Origin of the sequence: Massilia agilis, from assembly GCF_024756255.1 — a bacterium.
GTDB classification, from domain to species: Bacteria; Pseudomonadota; Gammaproteobacteria; order Burkholderiales; family Burkholderiaceae_D; genus Telluria; species Telluria agilis.
This window is the reverse complement of record NZ_JANUHB010000001.1, coordinates 1,246,278-1,262,629: the sequence shown is the minus strand read 5'-3', so window position 1 is coordinate 1,262,629 and position 16,352 is coordinate 1,246,278. Positions and strand designations below refer to the sequence as shown.

Annotated in this window: 11 protein-coding genes; 10 read left to right on the top strand and 1 reads right to left on the bottom strand. The window is 69.3% G+C overall.

Going from position 1 to position 16,352, the window contains the following annotated elements; genetic code table 11:
* Positions 1 to 110: 110 nt before the first annotated feature.
* The 10 genes from rfaD to NX774_RS05675 all read left to right on the top strand — a co-directional run bounded on the left by rfaD (position 111) and on the right by NX774_RS05675 (position 15,738).
* Positions 111 to 1,106: an ADP-glyceromanno-heptose 6-epimerase gene (rfaD, locus tag NX774_RS05720; protein ID WP_258821188.1), complete on the top strand. Its 996-nt coding sequence runs from the start codon at positions 111 to 113 to the stop codon at positions 1,104 to 1,106.
* Between the two features lie 385 nt (positions 1,107 to 1,491).
* A complete protein-coding gene (flhF, locus tag NX774_RS05715; protein ID WP_258821187.1) occupies positions 1,492 to 2,790 on the top strand; it encodes a flagellar biosynthesis GTPase FlhF in 1,299 nt (432 codons plus the stop codon).
* Positions 2,783 to 3,646: a MinD/ParA family ATP-binding protein gene (locus NX774_RS05710; protein WP_258821186.1), complete on the top strand. Its 864-nt coding sequence runs from the start codon at positions 2,783 to 2,785 to the stop codon at positions 3,644 to 3,646. The genes flhF and NX774_RS05710 overlap by 8 nt, the downstream gene beginning before the upstream one ends.
* 22 nt (positions 3,647 to 3,668) lie before the next feature.
* Positions 3,669 to 4,397, top strand: a complete 729-nt coding sequence (locus NX774_RS05705) for an RNA polymerase sigma factor FliA (protein ID WP_258821185.1) — start codon at positions 3,669 to 3,671, stop codon at positions 4,395 to 4,397.
* Positions 4,379 to 5,125 carry a flagellar motor protein gene (locus tag NX774_RS05700; RefSeq protein ID WP_258821184.1) on the top strand — a complete coding sequence of 249 codons (747 nt, stop codon included), beginning with the start codon at positions 4,379 to 4,381 and terminating at the stop codon, positions 5,123 to 5,125. The genes NX774_RS05705 and NX774_RS05700 overlap by 19 nt, the downstream gene beginning before the upstream one ends.
* 10 nt (positions 5,126 to 5,135) lie before the next feature.
* The gene (gene motD / locus NX774_RS05695) at positions 5,136 to 5,894 is read left to right on the top strand and encodes a flagellar motor protein MotD (protein WP_258821183.1); all 759 of its coding nucleotides are present in this window, start codon (positions 5,136 to 5,138) and stop codon (positions 5,892 to 5,894) included.
* Between the two features lie 93 nt (positions 5,895 to 5,987).
* Positions 5,988 to 9,719 (top strand): PAS domain-containing sensor histidine kinase, encoded by a 3,732-nt coding sequence (locus NX774_RS05690; RefSeq protein ID WP_258821182.1) that lies wholly within the window; start codon positions 5,988 to 5,990, stop codon positions 9,717 to 9,719.
* On the top strand, positions 9,712 to 10,353 hold the full coding sequence (locus NX774_RS05685; protein ID WP_258821181.1) for a response regulator: 642 nt from the start codon (positions 9,712 to 9,714) through the stop codon (positions 10,351 to 10,353). Before NX774_RS05690 ends, NX774_RS05685 begins: the two co-directional genes overlap by 8 nt.
* Positions 10,354 to 10,626: 273 nt before the next feature.
* Complete coding sequence (locus tag NX774_RS05680; RefSeq protein WP_258821180.1) at positions 10,627 to 13,212, top strand: EAL domain-containing protein; 2,586 nt, start codon at positions 10,627 to 10,629, stop codon at positions 13,210 to 13,212.
* 36 nt (positions 13,213 to 13,248) lie between these two features.
* Positions 13,249 to 15,738, top strand: coding sequence for a bifunctional diguanylate cyclase/phosphodiesterase (locus tag NX774_RS05675; RefSeq protein WP_258821179.1), 2,490 nt, complete (start codon positions 13,249 to 13,251; stop codon positions 15,736 to 15,738).
* A 148-nt stretch (positions 15,739 to 15,886) separates the two neighbouring features.
* On the opposite strand, the gene NX774_RS05670 is transcribed toward NX774_RS05675, so the two are convergent.
* Positions 15,887 to 16,351, bottom strand: a complete 465-nt coding sequence (locus tag NX774_RS05670; protein WP_258821178.1) for a flagella synthesis protein FlgN — start codon at positions 16,349 to 16,351, stop codon at positions 15,887 to 15,889.
* Position 16,352 lies beyond the last annotated feature (1 nt).

The window sequence follows — 16,352 nt, the reverse complement described above, 5'->3', positions numbered from 1 at the left end:
GCCCACCGTACGGGCGATGACACCCGGCCCGAAACTTCGCCACATGTGGGAAAATGCACGCTTCACAAGGCAGCCTCGACCCGGCTGCCGCACCACTACCCGAGGCACGCATGTACATCGTCGTAACCGGAGCCGCCGGCCTGATCGGCTCGAACATCGTCAAGGCGCTCAACGAGCGCGGCATCACCAACATCATCGCCGTGGACAACCTCACGCGCGGCGACAAGTTCCGCAACCTGGTCGATTGCGAGATCAGCGACTACGTGGACAAGCACGAATTCCTGGCGCGCATCCGCGCCCACGCCTACGACCGCCGCATCAAGGCCATCTTCCACGAAGGCGCGTGCTCGGACACGATGGAGCACAACGGCAAGTACATGATGGAGAACAATTATCAGTACTCGCTCGACCTGCTCGCATTCGCCAAGGAGCAGGGCGCCCAGTTCCTGTATGCCTCCAGCGCCGCCGTGTATGGCGGCGGCACTGTGTTCAAGGAAGAGCGCGCGCACGAGGATCCGCTGAACGTGTACGGCTACTCCAAGTTCCTGTTCGACCAGGTGGTGCGCCAAAGGGCAGGGGACCAGACCGTGCAGGTGGTGGGCTTTCGCTACTTCAACGTGTACGGCCCGCGCGAGGGGCACAAGGGCCGCATGGCGTCGGTGGCCTTCCACCACTTCAACCAGTACCGCGAAAGCGGCAAGGTCAGGCTGTTCGAGGGCCGCGACGGCTACCCGGACGGCGGCCAGATGCGCGACTTCGTGTCGGTCAAGGACGTGGCGAAGGTGAACCTGTGGTTCTTCGACCATCCTGACATCTCGGGCATCTTCAACCTGGGCACGGGCAGGGCGCAACCGTTCAACGATGTCGCCACCGCAGTGGTGAACACGATGCGCGAGCTGGAAGGCAAGGAACCGATGCCGACCGGGGAGCTGGTCAAGGCCGGCATCATCGAGTACGTCACCTTTCCCGAAGCGCTGATCGGCAAGTACCAGTCGTTCACCCAGGCCGACATGGGCAAGATGCGCGCGGCCGGCTACGAGGCGCCGTTCCTGTCCGTGGCCGACGGCGTGCGTGATTACGTTCTGAACTGGCTACATTCGCGTTGATTCGTAGGGTGGGCACATTGTGCCCACGCGTTCAAGCGGCGCTAGAACAGGCATACCGCTTGGCCGACGGCCCGCTCCGGCCGCGTACCGCAGCGTGGGTACAATGTGCCCACCCTACGAACCGATGTCGTCTGATCGGCCAAAATACAGCCCAGTTGGCGCAAAATCCGGTTTTTGCGGCTCGCGCTTATCAGCTTCACATGTTTCCGTAAGAAAACGCTGCAAATGTTTGATTTCCGGAAATAAACACCTATTTCCCATCCTTTTCCCACGATGGTTTCCGGGCGCCGTCGTCAATAATCCTGAACTAGAAGGGGCGCGTGCGCCCTTGCCGTAGCCAGAATTGACGAATGAAAGCAGCAGTCCCCAGGGACGGAGATCATTGATGAACGTGAAGAAATTTGTAGCGCCCACCTCCCGCGATGCCTTGCGCAAGGTCCGCGAAGCGCTCGGTCCCGACGCGGTCATCCTGTCCAACCGTGCGGTCAACGGCGAAGTCGAGATCCTGGCGCTGGCCAGCGACGACGTCGCCTCGATCGCCTCGCCCGTCGCCGAATCCGAAATGGCCGCGCCGGCCCCGCAGCTGCAGCTGTCCGAGCCGCAGCCGTTCATGCCGCGCCGCGTGCGCGCCGAACCGCAGCCGGAGCCCAAGCCGGCCATCGACATGGCCGCCGTGACCTCGATGGTCTCGTCCGCGATCGAAAAGGTCACCGAGGCCGCCACCGCCGAGATGTCCGGCATGATGAACGAGATGCGCGCGATGCGCGGCCTGATGGAGTCGCAGTTGGCCGAGCTGACCTGGGGCGCCAGCCAGCAGCGCGCGCCGCACAAGGCCACCGTGCTGCGCGAGATGCTGGCCGCCGGCTTTTCGGCCACGCTGTCGCGCTACCTGATCGACAAGCTGCCGCAGCACAAGGACGCGGCCGAATCGATGCGCTGGGTGAAGAACGTCATCGGCCGCAACCTGTCGGTCATGTCGAACGAAGACGCCATCCTCGGCCAGGGCGGCGTGTTCGCGCTGGTCGGCCCGACCGGCGTGGGCAAGACCACCACCACCGCCAAGCTGGCCGCGCGCTGCGTGATGCGCCACGGCCCCGAGAAGCTGGCCCTGATCACCACCGACGCCTATCGTATCGGCGCGCACGAGCAGCTGCGCATCTACGGCAAGATCCTCGGCGTGATGGTCCATGCGGTCAAGGACGAAGCCGACCTGCGCATCGCCCTGAAGGAACTGAAAAACAAGCATACGGTATTGATCGATACCATCGGCATGTCGCAGCGCGACCAGATGGTGGCCGCGCAGGTGGCCATGCTGACCGACGCCGGCGCCGAAGTGAAGCGCCTGCTGTGCCTGAATTCGACCTCGACCCACGAGACCCTGGGCGAGGTGGTGCGCGCCTACCAGGGCAGCGGCCTGCACGGCGTGATCATGACCAAGCTCGACGAAGCGGCATCGATCGGCAGCCTGCTCGACGTGCTGGTGCGCCAGAAGCTGAACCTGTGCTACATCTCCAACGGCCAGCGCGTGCCGGAAGACCTGCACCTGGCCGACCGCGCGCTGCTAGTGGATCGCGCATTCCGCGGCAAGCGCGAGCAATTGCAGGAGGCCGACCTGCCGGCGGTGATGTCGCAGACCGGCAGCGTGCATAGCGACCGCACCCTGCGCGAGGTGTCGCTTGGCTAGTTTCGACTTCGACCAGGCCGAAGGCCTGCGCCGGATGCTGGCGGGCCCGCGCCCGCGCGTCGTCACCTTCCTTTCCGCCACGCCTGAAGACGACAAGGGCGCGATGCTGGTCAACCTGGGCGCGTCGCTGGCGCAGGCCGGCAACGACGTGCTGCTGGTCGATGCCAGCCAGAGCGAGTACGGCGTGGCGCAGCGCCTGGGCGTGGTCGGCCCGACGCTGTTGCAGGTGGCGCGCCAGCAGTGCGCGCTCAACGAGATCATCCAGCAGGTGCCGCAAGGCTTTGCGCTGGCCAGCCTGGCGCGCGAGCCCAAGGGCCGCGGCCGCAGCCCGGCCTGGGTGCCCGCAGCCCCGGGCCGCGACGAGGACGAGGCGCGGCGCCTGGCCAAGGCATTCGACGTGCTGGCGCAGCAGTCCGGCGTGATCCTGGTGGACGGCCAGTTCGGCGACGCCGGCTTTGCGCTGCCGGCACTGGCCAGTTCCGAGATCGTGGTGCAGGTGTCCACCAGCGCCGCCTCGATCACCAATGCCTATGGCCTGATCAAGCGCCTGGTGCAGGCGCTGGGCCGGTGCCCGATCGGCATCCTGGTCACCGGCGCCAGCGAGGCCGAGGCGAAAATCGTTTACGCTAATATGGCATCCGCGGCCACCCGCTACCTGGCGGTCACCCTGACCTCGATGGGATCGGTGCCGGCGGACGAATACCTGCAGCGCGCGGCGCGGCTGGGGCGCGCGGTGGTCGATGCGTTCCCGCTGGCCGGCGCGTCGGTGGCGTTCCGCCAGCTGGCCGGGCGCTTTGCGCTGGCCGCGATGGCGCAGGAACAGTGGCAGGGAGGCGGCGCACATTTTGGCTCCTGAGAACATAAAAGCATAAGAACGCATGTACACGGTCAAAGGGAAAGCCGACAGGGATCACCTGCTGGAGCAGCACATGCAGCTGGTGAAGCGCCTGGCCCACCATATGAAGGCCAAGCTGCCCCCTTCCGTGGAAGTGGACGACCTGGTCCAGGCCGGCATGATGGGGCTGCTCGACGCGATCAACCGCTACGAGGAGACTCACGGCGCCCAGTTCGAGACCTACGCGGTGCTGCGCATCCGCGGCGCCATGCTCGACGAGCTGCGCAACAGCGACTGGATGCCGCGCTCGACGCGCCAGAACATGCGCAAGGTCGAGACGGCGATGAACACACTGCAGCAAAAGCTGGGCCGCGCGCCGTCCGAGTCCGAGGTGGCCAAGTCGCTCAAGATGTCGCTGGCCGAATACCAGGACCTGCTGTCGGACGGCAGCGGCCACCAGCTGATCTACTACGAAGACTTCCACGACGAGGACGGCAACGACAGCTTCCTCGACCGCTATGCGGTGGACGACAGCGACCCGCTGCGCGCGCTACTGGAAACCGACTTCCGCCAGGCCGTGATCGACGCGATCGAGGCGCTGCCGCCGCGCGAGAAGATTTTGATGGGCCTGTACTACGAGGAAGAACTGAACTTGAAGGAGATCGGCGCGGTGATGGGTGTGTCTGAATCGCGCGTGTCGCAGCTGCACACCCAGGCGGTGGCACGGTTGCGCGCGGCGCTGCGGGAGCAATTGTGGACTGGTCCAGCGTAGCCGGCCTGTTGCTGGCGCTGGCCGGCATCTTCGTCGGCCATGCCCTCGACGGCGGCAAGTTTGCCTCGCTGGTGCAGCCGGCCGCGTTCGCGATCGTGGTGGTCGGCACCGCCGGCGCCGTGCTGCTGCAGACCGAGGCGCGCACCTTCTGGCGCGGCCTGTCGATGCTGGGCTGGGTGTTCCGCACGCCGCCCAGCCAGCGCGAACACCTCGCGCGCGAGATCGAGCAGTGGAGCCAGGTGGCGCGCCGCGACGGCCTGCTGGCGCTCGAGCGCTTCATGGAGGGCACGCGCGACAAGTTCATCGAGAAGGGCCTGCGGCTGGTGGTGGACGGCATCGCCCCGGACAAGCTGCGCAGCCTGCTCGAGACCGAGCTGTCGGCGTTCGAGACGCGCCAACGCCAGGCCGCGCGCATCTGGGAGTCGGCTGCCGGCTATGCGCCCACCATCGGCATCATCGGCGCGGTGCTGGGCCTGATCCACGTGATGGAAAACCTGACCGACCCGTCGCGCCTTGGCGCCGGCATCGCGGTGGCCTTCGTCTCGACCGTGTACGGGGTGGGGCTGGCCAACCTGTTCTGCCACCCGGTGGGCAACAAGCTCAAGGCGATCGTGGCGGCGCGCGTGGCGCAGTACGAGATCCTGATCGACGTGTTCCACGACCTGGCCAGCGGCGACCACACGCGCGTGATCGACGAGCGCATCGCCAGCCTGCTGGCGCGCAGCTAGGAAGCCGGCCATGGCGCGCAAAAAGTACGAGGAGCCGGAGGAGCACCAGGACCGCTGGCTGGTCTCGTACGCCGACTTCATCACGCTGCTGTTCGCGTTTTTCGTGGTGATGTACGCGGTCTCGGTGGTCAACGACGGCAAGTACCGGGTGCTGTCGGCCTCGCTGGGCGACGCGTTCGGCGGGCGCGATGCGCAAGCGGCCAAGGCCGAGCGCACCGAGGTCGAGCCGCCGCTGCCGCTGGCCTCGATGGTGGCGCGCCGCCGTGCCGAGGCGACGCGGCGCGAGAAGGAGCGCCTGGCCGCGCTGGCGCGCCAGCTGTCGAACACGCTGGCGCCGCTGGTCAAGACCGGCAAGGTGCGCGTGACCCAAAGCGGGCGCGGCGTGTCGGTCGAGATCAACGCGAGCGTCCTGTTCGACAGCGGCGACGCCAGGCTCAATGGCGATTCGGTCGAGGCCCTGCGCGCGGTGGCTGGGCTGCTCAAGGACGACACCCACGCGATCCAGGTCGAGGGGCACACCGACAACATCCCGATCGCCAATGCGCAGTTCCCGTCCAACTGGGAGCTGTCGGCCATGCGCGCCAGCAGCGTGGTGCGGCTGTTCATCGACAGCGGCGTGGCGCCGGAGCGCCTGACCGCGGTGGGGCATGCCGCGACCGAGCCGGTGGCCGCGAACGAGGACCCGCTCGGACGCGCGCGCAACCGCCGCGTGGCGGTGACCATCATCTCGGCGCTGCCCGAGCCGCCGACCGAAGTGCCGACACGTTAGCCGCCGTGCAGGGCGGCACCCCTAGCTTGCAGTGTCCATCGATGCAGGAACTTGCTAAAATGAAATCTGACATGTCAAATTTTCATTTCCGTCGTGACACCTGATCGCCCCCCGGCTGGCCTGGCTTCCCATCCCGTTGCCCACTGGCGCCGGCTGTGCGGCGCCGTCGCGCTGGCGCTGGGCGCGCTGGTGCTGGCGCTGGCCGCGTTCGCCGCCGATTGGGCTGCCGCCAACGCGCGCGCGTTCGCCGACGTCGGCATCGGCACCGCCGCCGGCTTTGCGCTGTGCGGCGCGGCGCTGCTGCTCGATGGGCGCAGCCGAAGCCGGCGCGCGGCGGTGCGCATCGCAGGCGGGCTCACGCTGGCGCTGGCACTGGTGACGCTACTGCAGCCGCTGCACGGCCTCTACGCCGACAGCCTGCCGGCCCAGTTGCTGGCCAATGCCGACCCGCGCGACTTGTCCCCCGGCCTGTGGCCCGGGCGCATGCGTTCGGGCGCGGCCTTCGCGCTCGGCCTGGCGGGGACGGCACTGCTGCTGTTGCCGAACCTGCGCGGCCAGGCCGTGCTGCTGGCGCAGCTGTGCGGCGCGGTGGTGGCAGCGACCGCGCTGCCGTCGCTGCTGTCCAACCTGCTCGGGAACGTGCTGCTGGCCGGCGGCCGCGGGGGCTTGCAGGTGCCTGTGCCTACCGCGCTGGGCATGGCGGCGGTCGGCTGCGGCCTGTGCCTGGCCGCGCCCCGGCCTGGCTGGCTGGCCGCGCTCAAGGGGCGCGAGGACCGGCGCATCTTCTTCACCAGTTTCGCGTTGTTCGCGCTACTGTCGGTGGTGGCCAGCATGGTCGGCGTGGGCATCGTCGGGCGCTCGGCGATGAACAACTTCCAGGAAGCGTGGCTGACATCGTTCCGTTCGAACGCGTCGCTGTTCCAGTTCTCGCTCGAGGCGGCCGCGACCCAGGGCAGCGGCGCGCTCCAGTCCCTGCGCCTGCCCGTGGCCAACCAGGCCTTGGCCGGCGCACTGGAACAGGAGCTGCGCCGCCTGGGCGGGCGCGCCGGCCTGGCGCTGATCGCGCGCGACGGCTCGCCGCTGGCGCGGGCCGGCAGCAGCCATTACCGTGACCAGTTCAGCGTCACGCTGCCGCTGCCGCAAGCGCCGCGCCTGTACTGGAGCGACGGCTGGCGCCTGCTGTTCGAGGTGCCGCAGGGGCAGGACCGCCTGCTGCGGCTCGACCTGGAGCTGGCCGCCTTCAATGCACGCTTTGCCGGCATGAACGGGAGTGCCACCAGCGGCGAGATGCGGGTGTGCGCCATGCGCGACGGGCGGATCGCCTGCTTTCCGTCGCGCCTGCAGCCGGACACGGTGACGCTGCCGCTGGTGCGCGGCGACGCGCGCCTGCCGATCCAGCTTGCGCTCGAGGGCCAGACCGGCGTCGGCATCCGGCATGACTACCGCGGCGCCGAGGTACTGGCCGCTTACGGCACCATCCCGTTGGGGCTGGGGCTGGTGCAAAAGGTCGATACCGAGGAATTCTTCCGCCCGCTGCGGCGCCAGTTGTTGGCGGCGCTGGCCGGCATGGCCTTCTTGATACTGGGCGGCGCGTCGCTGCTGCAGTGGCGCACCCAGCCGCTGGTGCGCGGCCTGGTGCGCACCCGCGCGCGGCTCGATGCGATCCTCGATAACGTGCCGGCCGGCGTGCTCACCTTCGATGCGGCCGGGCGCGTGTTGTCGGCCAACCGCGCCGCCTGCCGCATGTTCGGCTACGCGGCCGACGAACTGGCCGGCGTGTCGATCGGCCGGCTGCTGGGCGCCAGGGCGCTCCCCGCAGCCCGGAGCGAGGGCCGGGTACAGCAGCTTACCGGCTACCGGCGCGATGGCGGCGAGCTGGCGCTCGAAGTGCTGTCCAACGAATTCAGGCTGGGCGAAAGGCGGCGCCACATCGCCATCGTGCAGGACGTGGGCGAGCGCGTGCGCATGGAGCAGGCGCTGCGCCAGCGCGAAGCGAGCCTGGCCCACGCGCAGCAGATGGCGCGCATCGGCAGCTGGGAGCGTGACCTGGTCACTGGCCGTTCGTGGTGGTCGGACGAGACCTTCCGCATCTTCGGCCTGGCTCCCGGCGGCGAGCCGCCGGACCGCGAGGCCACGCTGGCGCTGCTGCACCCGGACGACCGCAGCGCCAAGGTGCAGGCCGAGCGCGACGCCATCGCGCGCCTGCGCAGCTACGACGTGACGTTCCGGGCGATGCCGGCCAGCGGCCAGGTGCGCGTGATCCATTCGCGCGCCGAGGTCGAATTCGACGCGGCCGGCAAGGCGCTGCGCCTGCGCGGCACGATCCAGGACATCACCGAAAAAACCTGGGCCGACGAGCAGCTCAGGAAGCGCGAGGAAGAATACCGCGCGCTGGTCGAGAACTCGCCGGACGTGGTGATCCGCTTCGACCGCGAGCTGCGCTGCGTGTACGTCAATCCGGCGCTGGCCGCCGCCCCGGGCCTGCATCCGGTGATCGGCCTCGGGCGGGTGCTGGGCGACGGCGACAAGCGTGCCTCGGTGCCGTGGGTGGCGGCGGCGCGCCGGGTGCTCGGTGGCGGCCGGCCCGATACGTTCGAGGTGGCGGTCGACGGCGGCGGCGCGCTGTGCCACTACCAGGTGCAGGTGGTGCCCGAATTCCGCCAGGGCGGGGTGGTGGCGGCGGTGCTGGCCACCGCGCGCGACATTTCCGCGATCCGCAGCGGCGAGGCGGTGCTGCGCGAGAGCGAGCAGCGCCTGGCCGGCATCGCGGCCAACACGCCCGGCGCGGTGTTCCAGTGCGTCTGGAGCGGGGGCGAGCTGACCTTCACCTACGTCAGCGAGGGCGTGGCCCAGCTGTTCGGCGAGACGCCGGGCGCGGTGCTGGCCGACCCGCGCCGCCTCACCGGCCACTTTACCGATGCCGAGCGGCCCGGCTTCTACGCCAGCCTTGCGCGCTCGGCGCGCAGCCTGAACATGCTCAACTGGGAGGGGCGCGCCCACACCGGCGACGGTCGGAGAATCTGGGTCAACTGCCGCGCCACCCCGCGCATGGCGGGCGCGGCCACGGTGTGGGAGGGGCTGATGCTCAACATCACCGACAGCAAGCGCAACGAGCAGCAGCTGACCGAATCGCGCCAGCTGCTGCGCGAGCTGTCCGCGCACCGCGAGCTGGTGCGCGAGGAGGAGCGCAAGAAGGTCGCGCGCGAGGTCCATGACGAACTGGGGCAGGCGCTGACCGCGCTGCGCATGGACGTGGCGCTGCTGCGCATGGCCGACGGCCCACACAGCGAGGCGCTGCTGGCGCGCTTTGCGGCGATGAAGGAGGCGGTGGACCGCACCATCGGCATCGTGCGCAACGTCACCTCGGCGCTGCGCCCGGCCGCGCTCGACCTGGGCCTGAACGCGGCGCTCGAATGGCAGGTGGACGAGTTCGCGCGCCGCTCCGGGATCGAATGCGTGCTGCACGCCGACGAGGCGGACGTCGAGCTCGACGACGGCCAGGCGACGGCCTTGTTCCGGATCGTGCAGGAGTCGCTCACCAACGTGCTCAAGCACGCTGGCGCGAGCTACGTGGAAGTGCACCTGGAAGCGAGCGACGACAGCATTGCGCTGGCGGTGCGCGACAATGGACAGGGCTTCGCCGCCGAAGCGGCGCCGCAGCGCGGCAAGTTCGGCCTGATGGGCATGCGCGAGCGCGTCCTGATGCTGGGCGGGACCGTGGAGATCAACAGCGCGCAGGGCGTGGGCACCAGCATCGAGGTCCGCCTGCCGCGTAACAACCTGGGCGCGCCGGCGCTCTTAAACGAAGAGAGATGCGATGGGTGAAACGATCCGAATCATTCTCGCCGATGATCACAGCATCGTGCGGCACGGACTGAAGCAGCTGATGGGCATGACCACCGACCTGCAGGTCGTGGGCGAGGCCTCGAACGGCCAGCAGGTGCTGGGCTTGCTGCCCGGCGGCTGCGACCTGCTGCTGCTCGACCTGTCGATGCCCAACCTGTCCGGCGTGGAGCTGATCCGCCGCATCGCCGCGCGCGAGGACGCGCCGCGCGTGCTGGTGCTGTCGATGCACAACGAGGCGCAGCTGGTCTCGCGCGCGATCAAGGCCGGCGCGGCCGGCTACCTGACCAAGGACAGCGACCCCGAGACCCTGATCGCCGCGATCCGCAAGGTCGCGCGCGGCGGCCGCTACATCGACCCGGCGCTGGTGGACACGATGGTGTTCGACCACGGGCTGGGCGAGGACAAGCCGCCGCACGAGCGCCTGTCCGACCGCGAGTTCCAGATCTTCCAGCTGCTGGTGTCGGGCGACTCGGTCAACAACATCGCCGCCCGGCTGTCGCTGTCGGCCAAGACCATCAGCACGCACAAGCTGCGCCTGCTGCAAAAGATGCAGATGTCGAGCATCGCCGAGCTGACCCGCTACGCGCTCGAGCACCAGCTGATCCCGCACTAAAAAGAAAAGGGTAGGGTGGGCGGGTCTCCCGCCCACGCGTTCAGGCCAGGTTGGCAGTCCTTGAACGCGTGGGCAGGAAACCTGCCCACCCTACCGGAGGTGCTGTAGGGAAATCCCTACGCCTGCCTGCGGTTATCCTTACACCGCTTTCCAATTTCCCCGATTGTTCGAGCCCTGCAAATCACTCACCATCGGACGCTGGTGAAACTGTAAGCAGGGCAAACGAATGCGAAAACAAGGGCGGCATGCAGGCGGCCGCGCGCCGGAGCGCGCATGAAGGACCTGCGCGAAGCGGTACTGCAGGTGGCGCGCGAGATCGGCCTGACTGACGAGGAAATCGCCAGGCGCAAGGACTTTCTCGAGCTGACCGCGCACGACTGCGAGCTCCTGCGCGACGTGCAGGAGAGGATCGCGCACGACCGCGAAAGCTTTGCCGACACCTTCTACGAGCACGTGCTGTCGTTCTCCTCGATGCGCGCGCTGGTGCCCACCCAGGACGCGCAGCTGCGCCTGCAGCATGCGATGGGCGCCTATTTCGCCAGCTTGTGCAGTGGCGACTACGGCCCGGACTACGTGGCCGAGCGCCTGCGCGTGGGGCTGACGCACCAGCGCATCGGCCTCGAGCCCAAGTGGTACATCGGCGCCTATCGCAAGTACCTGGGCGAGCTGGTGCAGATCCTGGGCCGCCAGCTCGGCGACGACCCGCAATACCTGCTGGCCGCCTGCAACGCGGTGCTCAAGGTCGTGTGCTTCGACATGGGGCTGGCGCTGGACACCTACTTCCATGCCTCCCAGCGCAGCATCCTGGAAAAGCGCGCCTACCTCGAGCAGGTTATCGACGGCATGCCGGCCGGGCTGGTGGTGCTGGGACGAGACCTGCGCGTGCTCTCGATCAACCGCACGATGGCCGACATGCTCGGGGTGCCGGACGACGCCCTCGAGGGGCAGCCGCCGCTCGCCAGCCTGCTCGGATGCTCCGACCTGGAGCAGCGCGCGCTCGCGGTGCTCGAACACGGCACGCCGCTCGACCACGTGCTGTGCACCATCGACGGCGGCGCCGACGGCGTGCGCTACCTGGAATTCAATATCCGCCGCACCGAGGAGGGCGGCGCCGCGCTGCTGCTCCTGATCGGGCAGGACATCACGTTCCGCCGGCGCGCCCGCCTGCGCCTGCAGGAAAGCGAGGAATACTTCCGCCTCACGTTCACGCAGGCCGCGGTGGGCATGGCGCACATCGCGCGCGACGGCCGCCTGATGCGGGTGAACCGCAAACTGCGCGACATCCTCGGCTACGGCGAAGCCGAACTGCTGCAGCAGAACTGGATCGCGATCACCCATCCCGAGGACGCCGGCGAGGACGCGGCACTGATGACGCGCCTGGCCGAGGGCCGGATCGGCGAATACACGCGCGAAAAGCGCTTCGTGCGGCGCGACGGACGCGCGCTGTGGGTGGCCTCGAGCATGTCGGTCATGCGCGACGCGGCCGGCACCCAGCGCTTCATCGCGGTGGTCGAGGACATCTCGCGCCGCAAGCAGGCCGAGGAGGCGCTGCTGCGCATGGCCAACCACGATGCGCTCACCGGCCTGCCCAACCGGGTCTTGCTGCAGGACCGGCTGGCGCAGGCGATCGCGCACGCGCAGCGCTCGCAGCGCCAGGTGGGCGTGGTGTTCGTCGACCTGGACCGCTTCAAGCTGATCAACGACAGCCTGGGGCATGACGCCGGCGACCAGCTGATCGTGGAGATCGCACAGCGCCTGTCGGGCAGCCTGCGCGAGAGCGACACCGTGGCGCGCCAGGGCGGCGACGAGTTCGTCGTGGTGCTGGCCGACCTGGGCGGCGAGGACGACGCGGCCAAGGTCGCCACCAAGCTCCTGGCCAGCCTGTTCCAGCCGCTGACCCTGGCCGGGCAGGAGGTGTTCCCGACCGGGAGCATGGGCATCGCGATGTACCCGCGCGACGGCCAGGACAGCCAGGCCCTGCTCAAGAGCGCCGACAGTGCGATGTACCGCGCCAAGGCGCTCGGCGGTAACCACTTCCGCTTCTACAATCCCTCGCTCGACGCGCAGTCGCTGGAGGCGCTGCGCATGGAAGGCGCGCTGCAGCGGGCCTTGCAGCGCAATGAATTCGAAGTGCTGTACCAGCCGCTGGTGGCGGTCGATGGCGGCGCGATCGCCGGCGTGGAGGCGCTGCTGCGCTGGAAGCGCGACACCGGCACGCTGCTGCCGCACGACTTCCTGGCGCTGGCCGAAGAGACCGGCCTGATCGTGCCGATCGGCGAATGGGTGCTGTCCACCGTACTGGCCCAGCAGGCCGCCTGGCGCGCCGCCGGGCTGCCGCGCCTGCGGGTGTCGGTGAACCTGTCGGCGCGCCAGTTCCACGACCAGGATCTCGCGGCGCAGGTGGCGCGGCTGGCGCGCGAGGCTGGCTGCGAGCTGCCCTGCCTGGGCCTGGAGGTGGCCGAGAGCGTGCTGGCGCAGGACGCCCCGGGCACGCTGGACACCATGCGCAAGCTGGCCGCCATGGGGGTGCTGCTGTCGATCGACGACTTCGGCAGCGGCTATTCCAGCCTGGCCAACCTGCGGCGCTTCCCGATCCACAGCCTGAAGGTGGACCGCTCGTTCGTCAGCGACATCACGTCCGACCGCGACGACGCGCAGATCGTCAAGGCCGTGATCGCGCTCGCCCATTCGCTCAAGCTGCTGGTGGTGGCCGAGGGCGTCGAAAACGAGGCCCAGGTGGCGGTGCTGCGCGAGCAGGGCTGCGACCTGATGCAGGGCTATTACCACAGCGCGCCGATGACGGCGAGCCAGTTCGAGGCGCTGCTGCGCCGGGGGGCGCATGAAGCCGCGGCGGCCTGAGTGGCTCGGGGGGCGCCGCGCGTTGACGGAGGGTGAATGAACACGTCGCACCAGGATGACATGGACAGCATCGCGCCACCGGGAACCGGCGCGCGCGTGGCGTTGCTGATTGCGTTGATGGCGCTGGTGCCGGTGCTGGTCGAGCTGGGCGTGGCCCCCCCGGCGCCATGGCTGCGTCAATGGTACCTGCCGCTGCACACGGTCATGGAGTGCTTTGCCGTGCTGGTGGCGTGGCTGGTGTTTGCGGTCGGCTGGAACGGCATCGACATCCACCGGCGCGGCATGGTGCTGGTGGCGCCGGCCTTCCTTGCCGTCGGGCTGCTCGACCTGGGCCACCTGTTGTCGGTCAAGGGCATGCCCGGCCTGGGCGCGCCGGGCAGCGTGGGGCAGGGGATCCTGTTCTGGCTGGCGGCGCGCAACCTGGGCGGCTGCGCACTGCTGGCGCTGGCGCTGGTGGCGGCCCCGGCCCCGGCCAGCCGCGCGGCGCGCCGCGCCAGCCTGGCCGGCGCGCTGGCCATCACCGCGCTGGCCGGGTGGATCGCCGTGCTGCACCCGGACCTGCTGCCCGCCACCTGGACCGAAGGCGGCGGACTGACCACGTTCAAGGTCGGCGCCGAGAACATGGCCACGCTGATCGCGGCAGCCGCCGCCTTGCTGCTGCTGCGGCGCGCGCGCCGCACCAATTCGGCCGGCTGGTGGTACGCCACCGCCGCCGCGGCCGCCAGCGCCGTGCAGGGCGTGTGCTTTGCGCTCTACCGCGAACCGGACGACATGATGATCTTCGTGGGCCACGTGTACAAGGTGGTGGCCTACCTGTGCCTGTACCGCGCCGTGTTCGTCACCACCGTGATGCGCCCGTACCAGCGGCTGGCGCGCTCGGAGCGTTCGCTGTTCGAGAGCGAGAACAAGTTCCGCAGCCTGATGGAGGCGGCGCCGGACGCGATCGTGCTGTCCGATGCGCGCGGGCGCATCGTGATGGTCAACACCTGCGCCGAGCAGCTGTTCGGGCTGCCGCGCCACATCGCGCCCGGCATCCCGGTGCAGGCCTTCGTGCCGCCCGGCGGCCAGGACGAGCTGGAGGAGGTCACCTGCCGCCGCGTGCAGGGCGAGCCGTTCCCGGCCGAGGTGCGGCGCGCCAGCCTGGCCAGCGGCGACGCGCGCCACGACATCGCGATCGTGCGCGACGTGACCGAGCGGCGCCGGCTGGAGAAGGAACTGCTGCGCCAGCTGTCGCACGACGCGCTGACCGGCCTGCCCAACCGCGCGCGCATCATCGAGATGCTGGACGAGGCGATCGGCGCGGCGCGCGCGGCCGGGCGCATGCTGGCGGTGCTGGTGCTGGACCTGGACCGCTTCAAGAAGGTCAACGACGACTACGGCTACTCGCACGGCGACGCCGTACTGCGCGAGTGCGTGCAGCGCATCGGCGGCTGCCTGCGCGAGGGCGACACGCTGGCGCGCCAGGGCGGCAACGAATTCATCGTGGTGCAGCAGGGCGTGTCCGGCCGCCACGAGGCGGGCGCGCTGGCCGAGGCGCTGCTGGCGCGCATGCGCGAACCGTTCACGCCGCGCGGCCACCAGGTGTTCCTGTCGGCCAGCGTGGGCATCGCGCTGATGCCCGAGGACGAGGCGGGCGCGGCGGCGCTGCTGCACAAGGCGCAGGTGGCGATGGGCGCCGCGCGCCAGGACGGGCCGGGCCGCTACCGCTTCCACACCTGGGAGATGGAACGTGCGATCCGCGAGCGGGTGAGCATGGAGACCTTCCTGCGCCACGCGCTCGAACGTCGTGAGCTGGCGCTGCAGTACCAGCCGCGCGTGTCGATGGCCAGCAACGAGATCGTCGGGGTCGAGGCGCTGGTGCGCTGGCGCCACCCGGCGCTGGGCCTGGTCGCGCCCGGGCGCTTCATCCCGATCGCCGAGGAGACCGGCTTGATCGAGGAGATCGACATGTGGGTGCTGAACGAAGCCTGCGCCTGCGCGGCGCGCTGGCAGGCCGAGGGCCTGCCCCCGGTGCGGGTGTCGGTGAACCTGTCGGCGCGCCTGTTCCAGCAGGACGGGCTGGCGCGGCGGGTGCGCGCGGTGCTCGACGAGGCCGGGCTGCCGCCATACCGGCTCGAACTCGAGATCACCGAAAGCACGGTGATGCACGACATCCGCGCGGCGCAGATGGTGCTGCACTCGCTCAAGCAGCTGGGGGTGGCGGTGTCGATCGACGACTTCGGCACCGGCTACTCGTCGCTCAGTTACCTGAAGCGCTTCCCGATCGACGTGCTCAAGATCGACCGTTCGTTCGTCACCGACGTGATGGCCGACCCCAACGACGCGGCCATCGTGCGCGCCCTGATCGCGCTGGCGCACGGGCTGGACCTGGAAGCGGTGGCGGAAGGGGTGGAAACGATCGACCAGCTCACCTTCCTGAAGGCCAATGGCTGCGACGAGATCCAGGGCTACTACTACAGCCCGCCGCTGTGGCCTGAGCAGCTGGCGCTGATGCTGACCAGGAAAGAGCATTCAAGCCTGCATTGAGTGCCCCGTTGCTGCCGAACGTAGGGTGGGCTCTCGAGCCCACGCGAATGCACGCGCAACGTATCACCGCGTGGGCTCGAGAGCCCACCCTACGCCGGACAACAAAAAAGGCCGCACACGGCGGCCTCGGACGATGCGGAGGTGGTTCTCAGCCCAGCACGAAGCGCTTGGACGGCCCGCCGCCGAACGTCAGCCCGCCCGGGCCGTACACGGTGCTGTCGGCGTGTGCGCCCTGGGGGCGCAGTTCGGCCAGCACCTGCTGGTTGTGCGCCATGTGTTTGTTGATGAGCATGCCGTTGACGCGGTTCAGTTCCTTGGCCTCGCGCGCCGCTTCCAGCAGCTGTTCCCACTCGGCACGCGCGCTGGCCGTGCCATGCGCCGCCAGCCATGGTTCCATGCCGGCTTCGGCCGCTTCGAACCCCGCCTGCGACAGCAGCCGGTGGCGTTCGACCGCCTGCGCGGCCAGTTGCTGCACCAGCTGGTTCTTGCGCGGCGTGACCTGCGACAGGGCGTCGGCATCGGCCGCCACCAGCAGGCGTTGTTCCTCGCGCAGCAGCTCGGTGAGCGACGCCAGCAGCTGCCGCTCGGCGGCCAAGGTCGAATCAGGGGTCATG

Bases quoted from the DNA above. Each gene is read 5' to 3' on its own strand.
- rfaD (WP_258821188.1), top strand. From the start codon at position 111: ATGTACATCGTCGTAACCGGAGCCGCCGGCCTGATCGGCTCGAACATC.
- flhF (WP_258821187.1), top strand. From the start codon at position 1,492: ATGAACGTGAAGAAATTTGTAGCGCCCACCTCCCGCGATGCCTTGCGC.
- NX774_RS05705 (WP_258821185.1), top strand. From the start codon at position 3,669: ATGTACACGGTCAAAGGGAAAGCCGACAGGGATCACCTGCTGGAGCAG.
- motD (WP_258821183.1), top strand. From the start codon at position 5,136: ATGGCGCGCAAAAAGTACGAGGAGCCGGAGGAGCACCAGGACCGCTGG.
- NX774_RS05685 (WP_258821181.1), top strand. From the start codon at position 9,712: ATGGGTGAAACGATCCGAATCATTCTCGCCGATGATCACAGCATCGTG.
- NX774_RS05680 (WP_258821180.1), top strand. From the start codon at position 10,627: ATGAAGGACCTGCGCGAAGCGGTACTGCAGGTGGCGCGCGAGATCGGC.
- NX774_RS05675 (WP_258821179.1), top strand. From the start codon at position 13,249: ATGAACACGTCGCACCAGGATGACATGGACAGCATCGCGCCACCGGGA.
- NX774_RS05670 (WP_258821178.1), bottom strand. From the start codon at position 16,351: ATGACCCCTGATTCGACCTTGGCCGCCGAGCGGCAGCTGCTGGCGTCG.